Genomic DNA, 17,306 nt, shown 5'->3' on the forward strand with positions numbered 1-17,306 from the left:
GGGCTATGATTCAGGGACTTGACCGCGCTGCCCCTGATGACCTCCCCAGACCTGCCCCTGCCCGCCTCCGACGACGCCCATCCCGCGCGCAAAGCCTCGATCTCGCGCGAGGATCTGCTGGCCGCCGCGTTGGCCCTGATCGGGCCGCACCGCAGCGTCTCCACGCTGAGCCTGCGCGAGGTCGCGCGTGAAGCCGGGATCGCCCCGAACTCGTTCTACCGCCAGTTCCGCGACATGGACGAGTTGACCGTGGCCCTGATCGACCTGGCCGGGCGCTCGCTGCGCACGATCATCGGCGAGGCCCGCCAGCGGGCAGCCTCCTCCGACCGCAGCGTGATCCGCCTCTCGGTGGAGACCTTCATGGAACAGCTGCGCGCCGATGATCGGCTGCTGCACGTGCTGCTGCGCGAGGGCACCGCGGGTTCGGATGCGTTCAAGCACGCGGTCGACCGCGAACTGAACTACTTCGAAGACGAGTTGCGGGTGGATCTGATCCGCCTGGCCGCCGCCGACGGCGCGCGCCTGCACGAACCGGCGCTGGCCTCCAAGGCGATCACCCGGCTGGTGTTTGCGATGGGCGCTACGGCGGTTGACCTGCCGCCGGAGAAAGATCCGGAACTGATCGAGCAGCTGACCCAGATGCTGCGGATGATCATCACCGGCGCGCGCACACTGGCAGGCAGTCCGCCGCTGCGGTGATCACGCCCTTGAACGGCCAGCTCGGCTGCGTGCGAACCAAGGCATTCAGCGCTGCGCCGTATCACGGCCCATGAAAATGGCGGCCCGGAGGCCGCCATCTGATTTCATCACCACGGGCGCGACAGCCAAGGCTGCCGCAACAGCGATCGATCAACGGTACTGACGCTCACAGCGACGCTCGACCACGCGGTCACCGTTCTTGGACTGCTGGTTGCCCTGGATCTGGCGCCCGGCCGCGCCGCCTGCCACGGCACCGGCAACGGTGGCCAGCTTCTTGCCGTTGCCGCCGCCCACCTGGTTGCCAAGCAGACCACCGACCACCGCACCTGTCGCCGTGCCGGTGATGCGATTGGGATCCTTGGAATTACGCTGGACCTCGACGTTGTGGCAGACGACCTTGCTGCCGTCGTTGAAGCGGCGTCCTTCGTCCTTGGGGCCGTACGTCTGCGCGCCAGCCACTGCCGACACCGCCAGCAAACTGCCCAGGCACAACACGCGGATGCTCGTCTTCATGGTCGATCCCTGTTTATGGAACATGGGCCGAGTGTCTGCCTGCCTGCGGCAAGCCCGGGTGAATTCGCGTCGACACTGCGTCAAGGCACGTGGGGGCGTTCAGGCCGCAGCCATCCATCCGACGGAGCTTGCCGCCGTGTGCAGGTCGTCTGACGCATCGAACGGGACGCCGAAGTGGATACCCGGGCATTCATTGGATGGCAAAGCGCCGTGCCTCACCCTGTTGCGCACACAATCGATCACTGGAACCCGCCAGGGTGACCGACGATGTCGCGTCCCGGACGATCACCCACCCAACGCATCATGAGGACTGCTGCCGATGCATGACACCGCCCTGCCCTCGACAACCATCGCCCGGTGCACGCGGCCCCTGCACGCACGGACCCGGGCATGACCGGACCCACCCTGGTGCTGGACGGAAGCGCCATCGACGACATCGCCGGCTTCTACGCCGAGATCAACCGCGTGTTCATGGCCAACGAGGACTGGGAACTTGGCCCCAGCCTGGATGCGCTGGATGACCTGCTCTACGGCGGTTATGGCGCACTGGCCGGGCACGCATCCGCCACCGTGCACTGGACGCACATCGCACACAGCCGCGCCGCGCTCGGGGTGGCGGCCACCCGTGCCTGGCTGCAGGAAAAACAGGCGCGCCCCGGCATGTTCAATGCCGCGGGAATCGCCACCCAGCTGGACGCGCTGGAACGCGGCGTCGGCCAGACCTATTTCGACATCATCATGGAGGTATTCGCCGCCCATCCCACCTTGCAGCTGCGCACGGACTGACCGGCTGCGCGTTACGCACGGGCGTTGATGCCGCTGCCCAGGCCGCTTGCGCCGGGCGCGCTTCGCCCTGCCTGCCCCCTCCCCTACAATGGCCGACCAGGCGGCCTTCCGGGCTGCCCCCGACTGTGATGGACCCCGCGTGACAGAGAAGCAGCCCGAACACACCCCGCTGATGAAGCAGTTCTTCGCCGCCAAGTCCGATTACCCGGACCTGCTGCTCTTCTTCCGGATGGGCGACTTCTATGAGCTGTTCTACGACGACGCCCGCAAGGCGGCGCGGCTGCTGGACATCACCCTGACCCAGCGCGGCAGCTCCGGCGGCGCGCCGATCCCGATGGCCGGCGTCCCGGTCCACGCCTACGAAGGCTATCTGGCGCGTCTGGTCGCCCTGGGCGAGTCGGTGGCGATCTGCGAGCAGATCGGCGACCCGGCGCTGGCCAAGGGCCTGGTCGAGCGCAAGGTGGTGCGCATCGTCACCCCCGGCACCGTGACCGATGAAGCGCTGCTGGACGAGCGCCGCGATACGCTACTGATGGCGCTGTCGCGCGGCAAGCACGGCTACGGCTTGGCCTGGGCCGATCTGGCCGGCGGCCGCTTCCTGGTCAACGAAGTCGATTCGGACGATGCGCTGGAAGCCGAGCTCGCGCGTTTGGAACCGGCCGAGCTGCTGGTGCCCGATGAAGAAAACTGGCCGGCCTTCCTGCAGTACCGCAGCGGCATCCGGCGCCGTGCGCCCTGGTTGTTCGATGCCGACAGCGGCCGCCGCCAGCTGCTGAATTTCTTCAAGCTGCACGACCTGACCGGGTTCGGCATCGACGACAAGCCGCGCGCCACCGCTGCCGCCGGTGCCCTGCTCGGCTATGTCGAAGAAACCCAGAAACAGCGCCTGCCGCACCTGACTGCGATCGCCACCGAAACCGCCAGCGAAGCCATCGCCATGAACGCGGCCACGCGCCGCCATCTGGAACTGGACACGCGCGTGGATGGCGATACCCGCAACACCCTGCTCGGTGTGCTCGACACCACCGTGACGCCGATGGGCGGTCGCCTGCTGCGGCGCTGGCTGCACCGCCCGTTGCGCCTGCGCGAGGTGCTGGTGCATCGCCACGATGCGGTCGCCACGCTGATCGACCGCGGTGCCGACAGCGACGTACGCGATGCCTTCCGCGCCCTGGGCGATCTGGAACGCATTCTTACCCGGGTGGCCCTGCGCTCGGCGCGCCCGCGCGATTTCTCCACGTTGCGTGATGGCCTGGGCCTGCTGCCGGACGTGCGCGCGGTGCTCGCCCCGCTGGACTCGCCGCGCCTGATCGCCCTGCACGATGCGCTGGGCTCGCATGACGAATGCGCGCACCTGCTGGCCAGCGCGATCGCCCCGACCCCGCCGCTGAAGCTCAGCGACGGCGGTGTCATCGCCGAAGGGTACGACGCCGAGCTCGATGAGCTGCGCCGCCTCTCCACGCATGCGGACCAGTTCCTGATCGACCTGGAACAGCGCGAGCGCATCAGTAGCGGCATCGCCACGCTCAAGGTCGGCTACAACCGCGTGCACGGCTACTACATCGAAATCAGCAAGGGCCAGTCGGAGAAGGCACCGGTGCATTACACGCGCCGCCAGACGCTGACCAATGCCGAGCGCTACATCACCGAAGAACTGAAGTCCTTCGAGGACAAGGTGCTGTCCGCGCGCGAGCGCTCGCTGAGCCGCGAGAAGTTCCTGTACGAGCAGTTGCTGGACATCCTCGCCAGCGGGCTGGAGCCGCTCAAGCAGTGCGCTGCGGCATTGAGCGAACTGGACGTGCTGGCCGGTTTCGCCGAGCGTGCGCAGGCGCTGGACTGGGCGCGCCCGGAACTGGAGACCGCGCCCTGCCTGAAGATCGAGCGCGGGCGTCACCCGGTGGTCGAGGCGGTGCGGGAGCAGCCGTTTGAACCGAACGACCTGGACCTGCATCCGGACCGCCGCATGCTGGTGATCACCGGCCCGAACATGGGCGGTAAATCCACCTACATGCGCCAGAACGCACTGATCGTGCTGCTGGCCCACATCGGCAGCTTCGTGCCGGCCAGCCGCGCGGTGATCGGCCCGATCGACCGCATCCTGACCCGTATCGGCGCCGGCGACGATCTGGCCCGTGGGCAATCGACCTTCATGGTCGAGATGGCCGAGACCAGCTACATCCTGCACCACGCCAGCGCACAGTCGCTGGTGCTGATGGACGAGATCGGCCGCGGCACGTCCACGTACGACGGCCTGGCGCTGGCTGATGCGGTCGCACGCCATCTGGCTTACCAGAACCGCTGCTACACGCTGTTCGCCACGCACTATTTCGAACTGACCGCCCTGGCCGACGAACAGCACCAAGGCGGCGCCAGCGGCATCGCCAACGTGCACCTGGATGCGGTGGAGCACGGCGACGCGCTGGTGTTCATGCACGCCGTGAAGGATGGCCCGGCCAACCGCAGCTTCGGCCTGCAGGTGGCCGCACTGGCTGGCCTGCCGAAATCGACCGTCGCCCAGGCGCGACGTCGCTTGGCCGAGCTGGAGCAGCGCAGCCATGAGACGCAGTCCGCCGTGGTGGCCGCGCAGGCGCTGGATGCACCGCAGCAGTTCGGGCTGTTCAACGCGCCCAACACCGCTGCCCAGGACGCGCTGGCCGCGATCGATCCTGACGAGCTGACCCCGAAGCAGGCACTGGAAGCGCTGTACCGGTTGAAGACACTGCTCTGACGATCCGGTAGTGCCGGCCGCTGGCCGGCTCCCCGCAGAGCCGGTAGCACCCGACCGTTGGTCGGGTGCGCGCGCGGGCCCGCGTGAATTCTTCGCATTCCCGTAGTGAACGCGGCGCTATGCTCGGGCGGTCCCCATCCCTGCCCTGGAGTCCGCCGTGAATACCGAATCGCTTGCCGCGTCCCTGTTCCAGCAACTGCAGCAGGGCCAAGGCCTGCAGCAGGTATCCCAGCAGTTGGGCATCGATCAGAACCAGGCCAGTGGCGCCATCGGGGCGGCGCTGCCCCTCTTGCTGGGCGCGATGGGCCGCAATGCCCAGGAACCCCAAGGCGCGCAGGCCCTGCTCGGCGCCCTGCAGCGCGACCACGCGCCGGCCAGCGGCGGCGGCTTCGATCTGGGCGGGCTGCTAGGCAGCGTGCTCGGCGGTGGCGGCGGCAATGCGACCAACGGCGCCGGCATCCTTGGCCACGTCTTCGGTGGCAATACCGACCGCGCCACCCAAGGCCTGAGTCAGGCCACCGGGCTGGACAGCAGCAAGACCAGCCAGCTGCTCGCCATCCTCGCCCCCATCGTTATGTCCTATCTGGCCCAGCGCTTCGCCAGCGGCGGCAACGCCAGCCCGGGTCAGCTCAGCCAGGCCCTCGGCCAGGAAGCGCAGAGCGCCAACAGCGGTGGCCTGCTGACCTCCGTGCTGGACCAGGACGGCGACGGCCAGCTGGGCGTCGGCGATCTGCTCACGCTCGGTGGCGGGCTGTTCGGCAAGCGCTGAGGGCGAGACGCGAAATAGCCTGCGCCTATCACATCGGTTGATTCATTCGAATTTACTGAATGAACGGCAGTGCCTAACGTGGACGTATGCCTTCACATCGCGCCGCCCCACGCGCCGCACGTGCAGGTGCCACGTTACCCGACGTCGCCATCGCCTCCCCCGCGCCGGTGGTCTCCACGTTCGCCAGTCCACAGGTAGATACCCATGAAAAGCGAAGCCAAGTGTCCGTTCAACCACGCCCTCGTCGGCGATGCCACCACCAACCGGGACTGGTGGCCCAAGCAGCTGCGGGTGGATCTGCTCAACCAGCACTCGAGCCGCTCGCATCCGCTGGATGACACCTTCGATTACGCCGAGGCCTTCAAGGGCCTGGATTACGCCGCGCTCAAGGCCGACCTCAAGGCCTTGATGACCGACTCGCAGGACTGGTGGCCGGCCGACTTCGGCCATTACGGCGGCCTGTTCGTGCGCATGGCCTGGCACAGCGCCGGCACCTACCGCATCGGCGATGGCCGGGGTGGCGCCGGCCGCGGCCAGCAGCGCTTCGCACCGCTCAACAGCTGGCCGGACAATGTCAGCCTGGACAAGGCCCGCCGCCTGCTGTGGCCGATCAAGCAGAAGTATGGCCAGGCAATCTCCTGGGCCGACCTGCTGGTGCTGACCGGCAACGTCGCACTGGAATCGATGGGCTTCAAGACGTTGGGCTTCGCCGGCGGCCGCCCCGATACCTGGGAACCGGACCAGGACGTGTACTGGGGCCGTGAAACCACCTGGCTGGGCGGCGACGTGCGGTATGCGCACGGCTCTGAAGGCGTGCAGGAAGACCACGGTGTGCTGGTCTCCGATGACGACGCGGACGGCGACATCCACTCACGCGATCTCGAGAACCCGCTGGCCGCCGTGCAGATGGGCCTGATCTACGTCAATCCGGAAGGCCCGGACGGCAACCCCGATCCGCTCAAGGCAGCATTCGACATCCGCGATACCTTCGGCCGCATGGCCATGGACGACGAGGAAACCGTCGCCCTGATCGCCGGTGGCCACAGCTTCGGCAAGACCCACGGCGCCGGCCCGGCCGACAATGTCGACGTCGAACCAGAAGCGGCCGGGCTGGAAAGCCAGGGCCTGGGCTGGGCCAACCGATTCGGCACCGGCAAGGGCGGCGACACCATCACCAGTGGCCTGGAAGTGACCTGGACGCGCACGCCGGCGCAGTGGAGCCACGACTTCTTCGAGATCCTGTTCGGCCACGAGTGGGAGCTGACCAAGAGCCCGGCCGGTGCGCACCAGTGGGTAGCCAAGGACAGCGAGGCGATCATTCCCGATGCGCACGATCCGTCGAAGAAGCATCGCCCGACCATGCTCACCACCGACCTGTCGCTGCGGGTGGACCCGGCGTACGAAAAGATCTCGCGTCGCTTCCTGGCCGACCCGCAGGCCTTTGCCGATGCCTTCGCCCGTGCGTGGTTCAAGTTGACCCATCGCGACATGGGCCCGCGCGCACGCTACCTGGGGCCGGAGATTCCGGCCGAAGAATTCGTCTGGCAGGACCCGGTGCCGGCAGCCCCCCAGGCCACGATCAGCGCGCAGGACATCGCCTCGCTGAAACAGCAGATTGCTGCGGCCGGGCTGAGCGTAGGTGAGCTGGTCTCCACCGCGTGGGCGTCGGCGTCCACCTTCCGCGGTTCGGACAAACGCGGTGGCGCCAATGGTGCGCGCGTGCGCCTGGCCCCGCAGAAGGACTGGGCGGTCAACCAGCCGCAGCAGCTGGGCAAGGTGCTGGCCGCGCTGGAGAAGATCCAGAGCGGCTTCAAGGGCGATGGCGGTGCTCAGGTGTCGCTGGCCGACCTGATCGTGCTGGCCGGCAATGTCGGCGTCGAGCAGGCGGCCAAGGCCGGTGGCCATGAGGTGAGCGTGCCGTTCAACCCGGGCCGCACCGATGCCAGCCAGGCGCAGACCGATGTGGACTCGTTCTCGGTGCTGGAACCGTACGCCGATGGGTTCCGCAACTACGTCAAGGGCCGTTACGCCGTGCCTGCCGAGGCGATGCTGATCGACCGCGCACAGCTGCTCACGCTGACCGCCCCGGAAATGACCGCACTGGTCGGTGGCCTGCGCGTGATCGGCACCAACGTCGGCGGCAGCCAGGACGGCGTGTTCACCGATCGCGTCGGCACGTTGAGCAACGACTTCTTCGTCAACCTGCTCGACATGCGCACGCAGTGGGTGGCCAACGGCGATGGCTACAGCGGCCGCGACCGCAGCACCGGCGCGCAGCGCTGGAGCGGCAGCCGCGTGGACCTGGTGTTCGGCTCGAACTCGGTGTTGCGTGCACTGGCCGAGGTCTATGCCAGCGCGGACGGCGAGAAGAAGTTCGTTCGCGACTTCGTCGCTGCCTGGGCGCGGGTGATGGAGCTGGACCGCTACGACCTGCGCTGATCCGCCGTCGCAGGCACACACGAAGACCGGGCCCACTGGCCCGGTCTTTTCATTTCTGCAGGGTGCCCCTTACAGCGCGTCCAGATCGCCCAGCGCACGGATCAATCGACGCGCACGCTTGTCCGGCTTGTGCTCCGGCGGCAGGTAACCGTTCTTCGCCGCCGCACGCTGCAGGCGCACCTCCGCGCGGCGAGCCAGCGACGCTTCACTTTCGACATATAACTGCTGCGCCACCGGTGCCGGGCCGCGCATGTCGCTCAGGCCACGGACCTCGATCTCGAACACTTCATCGCCCCGGCTGATCTGCAGGGCTTCGCCCACGCGTACCGCGCGCGAGGATTTCGGACGCTGCCCGGCCACGTCCACCTTGCCGGTTTCCACCGCCTGTTTGGCCAGGCTGCGGGTCCGGAAAAACCGTGCGGCCCACAGCCACACGTCCAGCCGCACGGCGGCTACCGGTGTTGCTTCAGTCATGCTTTCTACCCAGCTCCACGGCGTTGGCCGGTTGTCGGTTAAGCGGTTGCGTCGCGTCCGGATTGCCGCGGCACCCCGTGCCACCGATCAGCACCGGCACTCCGGCATCCAGATCACGGCGCTGGCTGCCGACCTGGCATTCCGGTCGGTCCATGGGCCTTACCTGTGCGTCGCGCAGGCGGTCGTCCGTACTCGAACATGCGGCCAGCGAGGCGGCAATCAAGAGGGCCAGCGTGGTGGGGATGAACCGGTCATCCAGGAGGATAGGCAGCCGGCCAGCGGCCGGCACTGCCGGGGGAGCGGCTGACGTGCGTTGAGACGCGGAAGTGCGCATCGCGATATCCCCTTGATGGGCTTGGTGCTAGTGTGCCGCTCTCTGAGCATGATCTCCAGCGCACATGGCCAAAGCGCCGCTTGACCTGACCACCGGCCCGATCGGGCGCAATCTGTTCCTGTTCGCCCTGCCGATCCTGGCCGGCAACATCGCCCAGTCGCTGAACGGCTCGGTGAACGCGATCTGGGTCGGCCGCTTCCTCGGCGAAGCGGCGCTCACCGCCACCGCGAACGCCAACAACATCATGTTCTTCCTGATCGGCTCGGTGTTCGGCATCGGCATGGCCGCCTCGATCCTGATCGGCCAATCCATGGGCGCGCGTGACCTGCCGCAGGCGCGCCGCGTCATGGGCACCAGCGCGACCTTCTTCATCGGCCTGTCGGTGGTGATCGCGATCGCCGGCTGGTGGCTCTCACACCCGCTGCTGGCGGCGATGGGTACACCGGCCGAGTCCCTGCCACTGGCCGAGGCCTACCTGCGCATCATCTTCCTGGCGATGCCCACGCTGTATGCCTTCGCCTTCCTGAGCTCGGCGCTGCGCGGCGTGGGCGATTCACGCACGCCGTTCCGCTTCCTGCTGCTCTCGGTGCTACTGGACATCGGCTTCAACCCGCTGCTGATCTTCGGCATCGGCCCGTTCCCGCAGCTGGGCATCGCCGGCGCGGCCTGGGCCACGCTGATCGCGCAGACCCTCTCACTGCTCGGCCTGCTCTGGTACATGCGCAACAAGCGGCATGTGCTGTGGTTGGGGCGCAAGGACATGGCGCTGTTCAAGATCGATGGCGAGATCCTGCGCGCCTTGGTGGTCAAGGGCGTGCCGATGGGCCTGCAGATGGTGCTGATCTCGCTGTCGATGATCCTGATGATGACCATGGTCAACAGCTACGGCACCGACACTGCCGCCGCGTATGGCGCCTCGCTGCAGCTGTGGACCTACGTGCAGATGCCGGCGATGGCGATCGGCGCGGCGTGCTCGACCATGGCCGCGCAGAACGTCGGCGCGCAGCGCTGGGACCGCGTGCGCGGCACCGCCCGCAGCGGCGTGCTCTACAACTTCCTGCTGACCGGCGTGCTGATCCTGCCGCTGATCCTGCTCGACCGATACACGCTCGCCCTGTTCCTGCCCGAAGGCAGCCAGGCGCTGGAGGTGGCGCGCCACCTCAACCACATCGCGGTGTGGTCGTTCCTGTTCTTCGGGGTGAACTTCGTGATCTCCGGCGTGGTGCGTTCGACCGGCGCGGTGATCCCCCCGCTGCTGATCCTGGCCGCCTCGCTGTGGGGCATCCGCGTGCCCTTCGCCGAGCTGCTGCAGGACCGCTGGGGCGCCGACGCGGTGTGGTGGAGTTTCCCGGTCAGCTCGTTCTGCGCGATGCTGATGTCGCTGGCGTATTACCGCTGGGGCGGCTGGCGCAAGGCACGCATGCTGCCCAGCCATCACGAGGAACTGGCCGCCCCGGCCGAGGTCCCCGCGTCGCCGCCGTCACCGGTGGCGGATCCGAATCCGACCACGCCGCTCCAGCCCGCCCGCGCGGGCACCGCACGGCCGGATTAAGCCACGCGCCCCTGCCGCAGCGTCTTCCAGGCAGGCAGTTGGTAGCGTCGCCGCTGGTACCGCATCAGCAGCGCCATCATCACGCCGAACAATAGCCCGGCCATGACAGCACTGCCAACGGTGATGCCGAGCGTGAGCGAGCCAAGGTCCAGGACCAGCCCCATCAAGCCGCGCCACAACACGCCCCACAACACGCCAAACAGCCCGCCCATCACGAACAGATTGGCACCGAAGCTGGCGAGCAGCGGTGGCGGCACGCGCAGCCCCATGCGCCACAGCAGCCGATGCAGCGGCGGTGCGCGCATGCCGGCAGGCACGTTGGCGTCGGCCATGGCCTGCAGCGCGTGACGAACATCAGCGGGATAACGGTCCATGTGCTTCTCCATCACGAGGTCACAAACGCAAACGGCCACCCGAAGGTGGCCGTTTGAGGCGACAACCGAAGTTGTCGGCCGGGAATTACTGGGCAGCCTTGGCAGCCAGGCGCGCGGCCTTGGCCTGCGCAGCAGCAGCCAGATCTTCCTTGATGCGGGCAGCCTTGCCTTCCAGACCACGCAGGTAGTACAGCTTGCCGGCGCGGACCTTACCACGACGCTTCACTTCGACCGAGTCGATGATGGCGCTGTGGGTCTGGAAGACGCGCTCGACGCCGTAGCCGTGCGAGATCTTGCGGACGGTGAACGCGGAGTTCAGGCCGGCGTTCTTGGTGCCGATGACGACGCCTTCGTAAGCCTGCACGCGCTCACGGTTGCCTTCCTTCACCTTCACGTTGACGACGACGGTGTCACCCTGGCTGAACTTCGGCAGCTCGCGGGTGATCTGGGCGGATTCGAAGTCCGAGAGGATGGATTTGTTCAGCTTGCTCATGGGTGCACCGATAGTGTTCGGGTGGTCGTGTCGTTCGACAACGTGGGCTCATGCAGTCACCGGACTGTGCTGCACGTTTTTTGTAGGGATTCCTGCCACCGCGCCCAAAAGGCCGATGGCAATCCCGAATTGTAAACAAGATCCCGCCCCCGCGCTAGGGGGTCGGATCCTTGGCAAGGGCCTGCCGTGCCTGCTCCAGCAGGAGGCGGTCGCCCTTGGGCAACTGGCTTTCATCGAGCAGATCCGGCCGCCGCAGCGCGGTACGCAGCAGCGACTGCTGCCGTCGCCAACGGGCGATGGCGGCATGGTTGCCCGAGCGCAACACGTCCGGGACAGTGCCCCATTCATGCTGCGCGGGATGACTGTAGTGCGGGCAGTCCAGCAGCCCCTGCGGGCCTTCGAAACTGTCCTGGGCGGCCGATTCGGCATCGCCGAGGGCCCCGTCCTGCAGGCGGGTGACCGCATCGACGATCACCGCCGCGCCCAGCTCTCCGCCGGACAGGACGTAATCGCCCAGCGAGATCTCCTCGGTGACCTCGGCCTTGAGGAAACGCTCGTCGATGCCTTCATAGCGGCCGCAGAGCAGAATCATGCGCGGCAGTGCCGCCAGTTCCCGGACCTTGGCCTGGGTCAGCGGCCTGCCCTGCGGGCTGAGGTAGATCACCGGTGCAGGCGCCGGGTCCGCCGCCTTGGCCGCAGCCAGGCAGGCCCGCAGCGGCTCGATCAGCATGACCATGCCCGGGCCACCCCCGAACGGACGGTCGTCCACCCGGCGGTAGTTGCCTTCGGCATAGTCACGCGGATTCCAGCCGTGCAGGTCCAGCAGACCGCGCTCAGCGGCACGGCCGACCACGCCCAGCGCGGCCGACTGCGCCATGAACTCGGGGAACAACGTGACGACGTCGATACGCATCCGGCCTAGAACTCCGGATCCCAGTCGACCACGATCAGGTTGGCCTCGAAATCCACCGACACCACGAATTCGGGCTGCACGAACGGAATCATCCGCTCACGGTCGCCCTGCACCACGAGCACATCGTTGGAGCCGGTCGAGAACAGGTGGGATGCCCGCCCCAGTTCGACGCCATCGACGGTACGCACCTGCAGGCCCTCCAGATCCACCCAGTAATATTCATCGGGCTTCGGCGGCGGCAGTGCGCTGCGCGCGACATAGACTTCGGTCCCGTACATCGCCTCGACCACGTCGCGGTCGGTGATGCCGGGAAACACGGCAACCAGATGCTTGCCGGACTGACGTCCGCGCGCACCGGTGAGCGTACTCTCCTGGCCGGCGGGGGTCCGCAGGATCCAGGGCTGATAGTGGAAAATGGCGGTACGCGGCTCGGTCCAGGACTCGAGCTTGATCTCGCCTCGCACACCAAAAGCGCCGACAATCCTGCCCAGCAGGATCCGGCGCTCGGTATCTTTCATCTGAATAGACCGAATGGGCCGCGGCAGGCGCGGCCCTTCAGGATCAGGCCGCGGAGGCCTGGGCCTTGGTCGCTTCCTTGTACAGGTTGCGGACCTTGTCGGTCATCTGGGCGCCGTTGGCGACCCACTTGTCGACCAGCGGCAGGTCCAGCACGATGCGGGACTCGGCACCCTGGGCAACCGGGTTGTAGTAACCGACGCGCTCGATGTTGCGGCCATCACGGGCGCTACGCGAGTCGGTCACGATGATGTGGTAGAACGGACGCTTCTTGGCGCCGCCGCGGGTCAGTCGAATCTTGACCATGGTGTTGTTTCCTCAATTGCCCAGTCGCCAGGATGGCGCGGTAAGCCGGCGATTATAGCGGCGGCCTCCCGCCATTCCAAGCCTGTGAAGGCCGTGAAAGCTGAACAGGGCCCACTGATCGGGGCGTTCACGACGACAAGGGCTGCCAGGGTGTCCCGGCGAGCACCCGCCGGGCGTTGGCGCACAGGGCTTCCGAGTTCCCCAGTGCGACGCCATCGACCCTCGCGATAGGCCAGATGCCGGCGGCATTGCAGGCGATGGCGGCGTCGAACCCGGCCAGGTCCCCCAGCGCGACCGGCCGCACCTGCTGATCGCTGCCCCACCCTGCCTGCAGCAGGCGTTCGTGGGTGCCGCGCAGCGCGGGCGCCTGCGGCCAGACCAGCGTGCCACCGCTGGCGAAGGCGATGTTCCAGGTGGTGCCTTCGCTGATATGCCCGTCGTCGCCAACGAACAGCGCGTCGTCCACGCCAGCCTGCAATGCCTCGCGACGATGCTGGAACAGCGCGAACGTCCCGACATGCTTCACGTGCGGCAGCTCGCGCTGATAGCGCACCGTCCGCAGCCCCCGTGATATCGCCGGTAGATCGACCGGTGGCGCCACGGCGACCAGCACATCGACGGCCACCGGTTGCAGCGGCCGCCGGAAATCGAACTGGCGCGAGAACACAGTCACCCGCAGCGACGCATCGACCACGTCCTCGACCCGCAGCGCGCCGTGCATCCAGGCCCGCACCTGCAGCGGATCCAGTGCGCTGCCGAACAGCTCGGCCGTGCCCTGCTGCAGGCGCTGCAGATGCAGGTCCAGGCCCTGCACCGCACCACCGCGCACCTGCAACGAGGTGAAATGGCCGTAGTTGGTCAGCGCCCCGGCAAGATCATCGACCGTGGCCGGCCGGCCATTGCAATACAGCGTCATCCCAGCAACGCCTTGGCGTCGGACCACATCTGCTGCAGCACCTCGGCGGCGGGGCGTGCCGGTGCCATCCATGCGGATTGCCCGGCCCAGGCCTGCATCGCATCGAGGTTGCTGTCGCGGCCCGCCTGCGCGCGCATCGGTGCGGTCAGGCCGCGCTGCACCGGATACGGGCGCGGCGGCGGCGCATCGGCAGACGCGGCGGCACGTACATACGCGGTCGCCAGGCCACGGCCGAGGCGACCACTGAAGGCGCGGGTCGGCCAGGTATCTTCGGGTTCGGCCTCGGCCAATGCCTGCGACCACGCCGGATTCAAATGACACTCCGGGGTGCGCAGGAACGCGGTGCCCACCTGCACTGCACTCGCGCCCAGCGTCAGCGCCGCGGCCATGCCGCGCCCATCGGCGATGCCACCGGCCGCGATCACCGGAATATCCAGATGATCGGCCAGCCGCGGCAGCAGCGCGAACAACCCGACCAGCTGGCGCTCGGCCGCATCCGGATCGAACGCGCCCCGATGCCCGCCGGCTTCAAACCCCTGCGCAACCACCGCGTCGGCGCCGGCAGCCTGTGCGGCGCGCGCTTCGGCCAGGGTCGTCGCGCACGCGATCCAGGCGATGCCGACGTCTTTCAGGCGCTGCACCTGCGCTGCGGAGAATACGCCCATGATGGTCGAGGCCACCGCCGGGCGCGCCTCGATCAGGGCTTCGAACTGTGCATCGAAATCGGCCGGTCCTGCATCGGCCGCACTGGCCGCTACCTCAGGCCCCCACTGCGCCAGGAAGCGACGTGTCGCGGCTTCCGCATCGGCGTCACGCCGCGGCAGCGGATCAGGAATCCAGACATTGACCTGCGCCGGCCCTGCGGACTGCGCGCGGAAATCGGTCATCCACGCCACAATGTCCTGCGGCTGGGACAGCACCGCGCCCATCGCGCCCATGCTGCCGGCGTTGGCCAGCGCCGCCGACAGCGGCACCGGGCAGGCGCCGGCCATCGGCGCGAGCAGGATCGGGGCCTGCAATGCAAAACGCCGACAGAAGCTGTCGGCGCGTTCGAGAAGCGGGGAACCATTCACGCGCGGCGCACCTGGGGAAGGAGACGGCGCCAGCATACGCCGCACCGCCCCCGCCCGGAATGCATGCGCGCAGGACTCAGCGGAACGGCATGCCGCCGCGGCCGCCCATGGCGCCCATCATCCCCTTCATGCTGCGCATCATGCCCTTCATGCCGCCGCCGGCCATCTTGCTCATCATCTTTTCCATCTGCTGGAACTGCTTCATGAGCTTGTTGACGTCGGCCGGGGTCAGGCCGGAACCACGCGCGATGCGGGCGCGGCGCGAGCCGTTGAGCAGGCCCGGGTTGCGGCGCTCTTTCTTGGTCATCGAGTTGATGATCGCGATCATGCGCGGCACTTCCTTGCCCTGGCTTACCTGCTGCTTGAGGTGCTCGGGGATCTGGCCCAGGCCCGGCAGCTTGTCCATCAGGCCGCCGATGCCGCCCATGTTCTGCATCTGCTCGAGCTGGTCCCGCATGTCGTTCAGATCGAACTTCTTGCCCTTGGCGACCTTCTCGGCCAGCTTCTGGGCCTTGTCCTTGTCGACCTGCTGCTCGACCTGCTCCACCAGCGACAGCACATCGCCCATGTCCAGGATGCGGCTGGCGATACGGTCCGGGTGGAACACATCCAGGCCGTCCGGCTTTTCGCTCACACCGACGAACTTGATCGGCTTGCCGGTGATGTAGCGCACGCTCAGCGCGGCACCGCCGCGGGCGTCACCGTCGGTCTTGGTCAGCACCACGCCGGTCAGCGGCAGCGCATCGCCGAAGGCCTTGGCGGTGTTGGCGGCATCCTGGCCGGTCATGGCGTCGACCACGAACAGCGTTTCGGCCGGGTTGACCGCGGCGTGCAGCGCCTTGATCTCGGCCATCATCGCTTCATCGATGGCCAGGCGACCGGCGGTATCGACGATCAGCACATCGACGAACGACTTGCGCGCGTCATCGATCGCGGCGCGGACGATGGCTTCCGGCTTCTGGTCGGCGGTGGACGGGAAGAACAGCACACCGACCTGGTCGGCCAGCGTCTTGAGCTGCTCGATCGCGGCCGGACGGTAGACGTCGGCCGAGACCACCATCACCTTCTTCTTGCGCTTTTCCTTGAGGTGCTTGGCCAGCTTGCCCACGGTGGTGGTCTTGCCCGCACCCTGCAGGCCGGCCATCAGGATGATCGCCGGCGCCGGCACATTGAGGTTCAGGTCCGAGGCGGCCGAGCCCATGACCGCCGTCAGCTCGTCGCGCACGACCTTGATCAGCGCCTGGCCCGGGGTCAGCGACTTGAGCACTTCCTGGCCGACCGCGCGCACCTTGATGCGCTCGACCAGCGCCTGCACCACGGGCAGCGCGACATCGGCCTCGAGCAGCGCGATGCGGACTTCGCGGGTGGCCTCGCGGATGTTTTCCTCGGTCAGGCGACCGCGGCCGCGCAGCCGCTCGATGGTGCCGGAGAGGCGCTGGGTCAGGGACTCGAACATGGAAGCGACCTGTTCAGAACAAAAGACAATGAGACCGCCAGTATAACGGTTCCGCCCCGGCTCCCGGACCGGCCGCAAGCTGCCGCCCGCCGGGCATCGCCAGCACCCCGGGGGTATGCGAAACTGACACGATGACAATCGTTCTCATCGCGACCCTGCTGTACCTGACCGCCACCGGCCTGCTGGTGCGCGCGGTCGTCCGCGATGATGCGGTGACCTCCCCGGCCTGGCTGTGGCCGGCGCTCCCGGCGATGCTGCTGCACGGCGGCTATCACGTGCTGGTGGCGATGCGCACCAGCGGCGGCCCGGACATGCACTTTTTCGCGGCCCTGTCGCTGGTCGGCCTGGGCATGGCGTGGCTGACCTCGCTGGTCGCCGCGCGCGGGCGCATGGCCGCACTTGGCGTGCTGGTGTTCCCGATGGCCGCCGCGGTGTTGTGGATCTATCACGCCTACGGCCACGAGCCGAGCAGGCCGCTGGGCTGGCAGCTGGCCACCCACGCCTGGATGGCGCTGCTTGCCTACGCCACCCTCAGCGTGGCCGCCCTGCTGGCCATCATGCTGTGGCTGCAGGAGCGCGCCCTGCGCCGCCGCGATTTCCGGCCGTGGCTGCGCGCCCTGCCCCCGCTGGCCGATCTGGAAGCCCTGCTGTTCCGCGTGATCGCGGTGGGCTTTGCGCTGTTGACGCTCACCCTGGTGACCGGCGTGCTGTTCGTCGATGACCTGCTGGCACAGAAGCTGGTCCACAAGACCGTGCTCAGCATCCTGTCCTGGATCGTGTTCGGCACCCTGCTGATCGGCCGCCGCCGCTACGGCTGGCGCGGCGCGAAGGCGGTGCACTGGACCCTGACCGCGATGGCGCTGCTGCTGCTGGCGTTCTTCGGCAGCCAGTTCGTGATCGAATTGGTGTTCGGCCGCACGCGATAGCGGCGTGCCGACCAGCGGTCGGCACCTACCCGAATCTCG

General features: G+C 67.7%; 18 protein-coding genes. 7 read left to right on the forward strand and 11 right to left on the reverse strand.

Translation table 11 applies throughout. From position 1 onward, the window contains the following. The first annotated feature begins 36 nt into the window (after window positions 1–36). Window positions 37–699, forward strand: coding sequence for an HTH-type transcriptional repressor FabR (fabR, locus tag NJD74_RS03085; RefSeq protein ID WP_026069985.1), 663 nt, complete (start codon window positions 37–39; stop codon window positions 697–699). Window positions 700–849: 150 nt separating this feature from the next. On the opposite strand, the gene NJD74_RS03090 is transcribed toward fabR, so the two are convergent. Continuing rightward, a complete protein-coding gene (locus NJD74_RS03090; RefSeq protein ID WP_019184476.1) occupies window positions 850–1,212 on the reverse strand; it encodes a glycine zipper 2TM domain-containing protein in 363 nt (120 codons plus the stop codon). Window positions 1,213–1,602: 390 nt separating this feature from the next. Here NJD74_RS03090 and NJD74_RS03095 point away from each other — a divergent pair, with 390 nt between their 5' ends. The 4 genes from NJD74_RS03095 to katG all read left to right on the forward strand — a co-directional run bounded on the left by NJD74_RS03095 (window position 1,603) and on the right by katG (window position 7,934). Continuing rightward, entirely contained in the window at window positions 1,603–1,998 is a 396-nt protein-coding gene (locus tag NJD74_RS03095) for a barstar family protein (protein WP_319623642.1), read from the forward strand. 172 nt (window positions 1,999–2,170) lie between these two features. Beyond that, entirely contained in the window at window positions 2,171–4,726 is a 2,556-nt protein-coding gene (gene mutS, locus NJD74_RS03100; RefSeq protein WP_070426887.1) for a DNA mismatch repair protein MutS, read from the forward strand. A gap of 157 nt (window positions 4,727–4,883) precedes the next feature. Then, window positions 4,884–5,495: a DUF937 domain-containing protein gene (locus NJD74_RS03105; RefSeq protein ID WP_102789047.1), complete on the forward strand. Its 612-nt coding sequence runs from the start codon at window positions 4,884–4,886 to the stop codon at window positions 5,493–5,495. Between the two features lie 204 nt (window positions 5,496–5,699). After that, on the forward strand, window positions 5,700–7,934 hold the full coding sequence (gene katG, locus NJD74_RS03110; protein WP_319623643.1) for a catalase/peroxidase HPI: 2,235 nt from the start codon (window positions 5,700–5,702) through the stop codon (window positions 7,932–7,934). Window positions 7,935–8,003: 69 nt separating this feature from the next. Here katG and NJD74_RS03115 read toward each other — a convergent pair whose 3' ends face one another. Together NJD74_RS03115 and NJD74_RS03120 are read right to left on the reverse strand one after the other, a co-directional pair. Then, window positions 8,004–8,408 carry a S4 domain-containing protein gene (locus NJD74_RS03115; RefSeq protein WP_046272160.1) on the reverse strand — a complete coding sequence of 135 codons (405 nt, stop codon included), beginning with the start codon at window positions 8,406–8,408 and terminating at the stop codon, window positions 8,004–8,006. Beyond that, complete coding sequence (locus tag NJD74_RS03120) at window positions 8,401–8,697, reverse strand: hypothetical protein (RefSeq protein ID WP_083298810.1); 297 nt, start codon at window positions 8,695–8,697, stop codon at window positions 8,401–8,403. Before NJD74_RS03120 ends, NJD74_RS03115 begins: the two co-directional genes overlap by 8 nt. Window positions 8,698–8,806: 109 nt before the next feature. On the opposite strand from NJD74_RS03120, the gene NJD74_RS03125 reads away from it, so the two are divergent. Further along, window positions 8,807–10,294 (forward strand): MATE family efflux transporter, encoded by a 1,488-nt coding sequence (locus NJD74_RS03125; RefSeq protein WP_319623644.1) that lies wholly within the window; start codon window positions 8,807–8,809, stop codon window positions 10,292–10,294. Here the strand turns inward: NJD74_RS03125 and NJD74_RS03130 are convergent. The 8 genes from NJD74_RS03130 to ffh all read right to left on the reverse strand — a co-directional run bounded on the left by NJD74_RS03130 (window position 10,291) and on the right by ffh (window position 16,341). Beyond that, the gene (locus NJD74_RS03130) at window positions 10,291–10,668 is read right to left on the reverse strand and encodes a DUF6404 family protein (RefSeq protein WP_319623645.1); all 378 of its coding nucleotides are present in this window, start codon (window positions 10,666–10,668) and stop codon (window positions 10,291–10,293) included. The two genes, NJD74_RS03125 and NJD74_RS03130, sit on opposite strands and share 4 nt — an antisense overlap. Before the next feature lie 85 nt (window positions 10,669–10,753). Then, entirely contained in the window at window positions 10,754–11,161 is a 408-nt protein-coding gene (gene rplS / locus NJD74_RS03135; RefSeq protein WP_019184486.1) for a 50S ribosomal protein L19, read from the reverse strand. Between the two features lie 154 nt (window positions 11,162–11,315). Continuing rightward, the gene (gene trmD / locus NJD74_RS03140) at window positions 11,316–12,074 is read right to left on the reverse strand and encodes a tRNA (guanosine(37)-N1)-methyltransferase TrmD (protein ID WP_319623646.1); all 759 of its coding nucleotides are present in this window, start codon (window positions 12,072–12,074) and stop codon (window positions 11,316–11,318) included. A gap of 5 nt (window positions 12,075–12,079) precedes the next feature. Further along, window positions 12,080–12,592, reverse strand: a complete 513-nt coding sequence (gene rimM, locus NJD74_RS03145) for a ribosome maturation factor RimM (RefSeq protein WP_019184488.1) — start codon at window positions 12,590–12,592, stop codon at window positions 12,080–12,082. Between the two features lie 43 nt (window positions 12,593–12,635). Continuing rightward, window positions 12,636–12,896 carry a 30S ribosomal protein S16 gene (rpsP, locus tag NJD74_RS03150; RefSeq protein WP_017356068.1) on the reverse strand — a complete coding sequence of 87 codons (261 nt, stop codon included), beginning with the start codon at window positions 12,894–12,896 and terminating at the stop codon, window positions 12,636–12,638. 127 nt (window positions 12,897–13,023) lie between these two features. Next, the gene (locus NJD74_RS03155; RefSeq protein ID WP_319623647.1) at window positions 13,024–13,812 is read right to left on the reverse strand and encodes an aminotransferase class IV family protein; all 789 of its coding nucleotides are present in this window, start codon (window positions 13,810–13,812) and stop codon (window positions 13,024–13,026) included. Then, a complete protein-coding gene (locus tag NJD74_RS03160) occupies window positions 13,809–14,885 on the reverse strand; it encodes a nitronate monooxygenase (RefSeq protein WP_070473375.1) in 1,077 nt (358 codons plus the stop codon). Before NJD74_RS03160 ends, NJD74_RS03155 begins: the two co-directional genes overlap by 4 nt. A 76-nt stretch (window positions 14,886–14,961) precedes the next feature. After that, complete coding sequence (ffh, locus tag NJD74_RS03165) at window positions 14,962–16,341, reverse strand: signal recognition particle protein (protein WP_019184491.1); 1,380 nt, start codon at window positions 16,339–16,341, stop codon at window positions 14,962–14,964. Window positions 16,342–16,472: 131 nt separating this feature from the next. On the opposite strand from ffh, the gene ccsA reads away from it, so the two are divergent. Next, entirely contained in the window at window positions 16,473–17,267 is a 795-nt protein-coding gene (ccsA, locus tag NJD74_RS03170; RefSeq protein ID WP_019184492.1) for a cytochrome c biogenesis protein CcsA, read from the forward strand. Window positions 17,268–17,306 lie beyond the last annotated feature (39 nt).

Source organism: Stenotrophomonas sp. RG-453, from assembly GCF_033843685.1.
GTDB lineage: Bacteria > Pseudomonadota > Gammaproteobacteria > Xanthomonadales > Xanthomonadaceae > Stenotrophomonas > Stenotrophomonas bentonitica_A.

Coding starts and splice junctions, on each gene's coding strand:
- trmD (WP_319623646.1), bottom strand. CDS start 12,074: ATGCGTATCGACGTCGTCACGTTGTTCCCCGAGTTCATGGCGCAGTCG.
- NJD74_RS03125 (WP_319623644.1), top strand. CDS start 8,807: ATGGCCAAAGCGCCGCTTGACCTGACCACCGGCCCGATCGGGCGCAAT.
- NJD74_RS03090 (WP_019184476.1), bottom strand. CDS start 1,212: ATGAAGACGAGCATCCGCGTGTTGTGCCTGGGCAGTTTGCTGGCGGTG.
- fabR (WP_026069985.1), top strand. CDS start 37: ATGACCTCCCCAGACCTGCCCCTGCCCGCCTCCGACGACGCCCATCCC.
- ccsA (WP_019184492.1), top strand. CDS start 16,473: ATGACAATCGTTCTCATCGCGACCCTGCTGTACCTGACCGCCACCGGC.
- NJD74_RS03155 (WP_319623647.1), bottom strand. CDS start 13,812: ATGACGCTGTATTGCAATGGCCGGCCGGCCACGGTCGATGATCTTGCC.
- NJD74_RS03095 (WP_319623642.1), top strand. CDS start 1,603: ATGACCGGACCCACCCTGGTGCTGGACGGAAGCGCCATCGACGACATC.
- mutS (WP_070426887.1), top strand. CDS start 2,171: ATGAAGCAGTTCTTCGCCGCCAAGTCCGATTACCCGGACCTGCTGCTC.
- NJD74_RS03130 (WP_319623645.1), bottom strand. CDS start 10,668: ATGGACCGTTATCCCGCTGATGTTCGTCACGCGCTGCAGGCCATGGCC.
- ffh (WP_019184491.1), bottom strand. CDS start 16,341: ATGTTCGAGTCCCTGACCCAGCGCCTCTCCGGCACCATCGAGCGGCTG.
- katG (WP_319623643.1), top strand. CDS start 5,700: ATGAAAAGCGAAGCCAAGTGTCCGTTCAACCACGCCCTCGTCGGCGAT.
- rpsP (WP_017356068.1), bottom strand. CDS start 12,896: ATGGTCAAGATTCGACTGACCCGCGGCGGCGCCAAGAAGCGTCCGTTC.
- rplS (WP_019184486.1), bottom strand. CDS start 11,161: ATGAGCAAGCTGAACAAATCCATCCTCTCGGACTTCGAATCCGCCCAG.
- NJD74_RS03115 (WP_046272160.1), bottom strand. CDS start 8,408: ATGACTGAAGCAACACCGGTAGCCGCCGTGCGGCTGGACGTGTGGCTG.
- rimM (WP_019184488.1), bottom strand. CDS start 12,592: ATGAAAGATACCGAGCGCCGGATCCTGCTGGGCAGGATTGTCGGCGCT.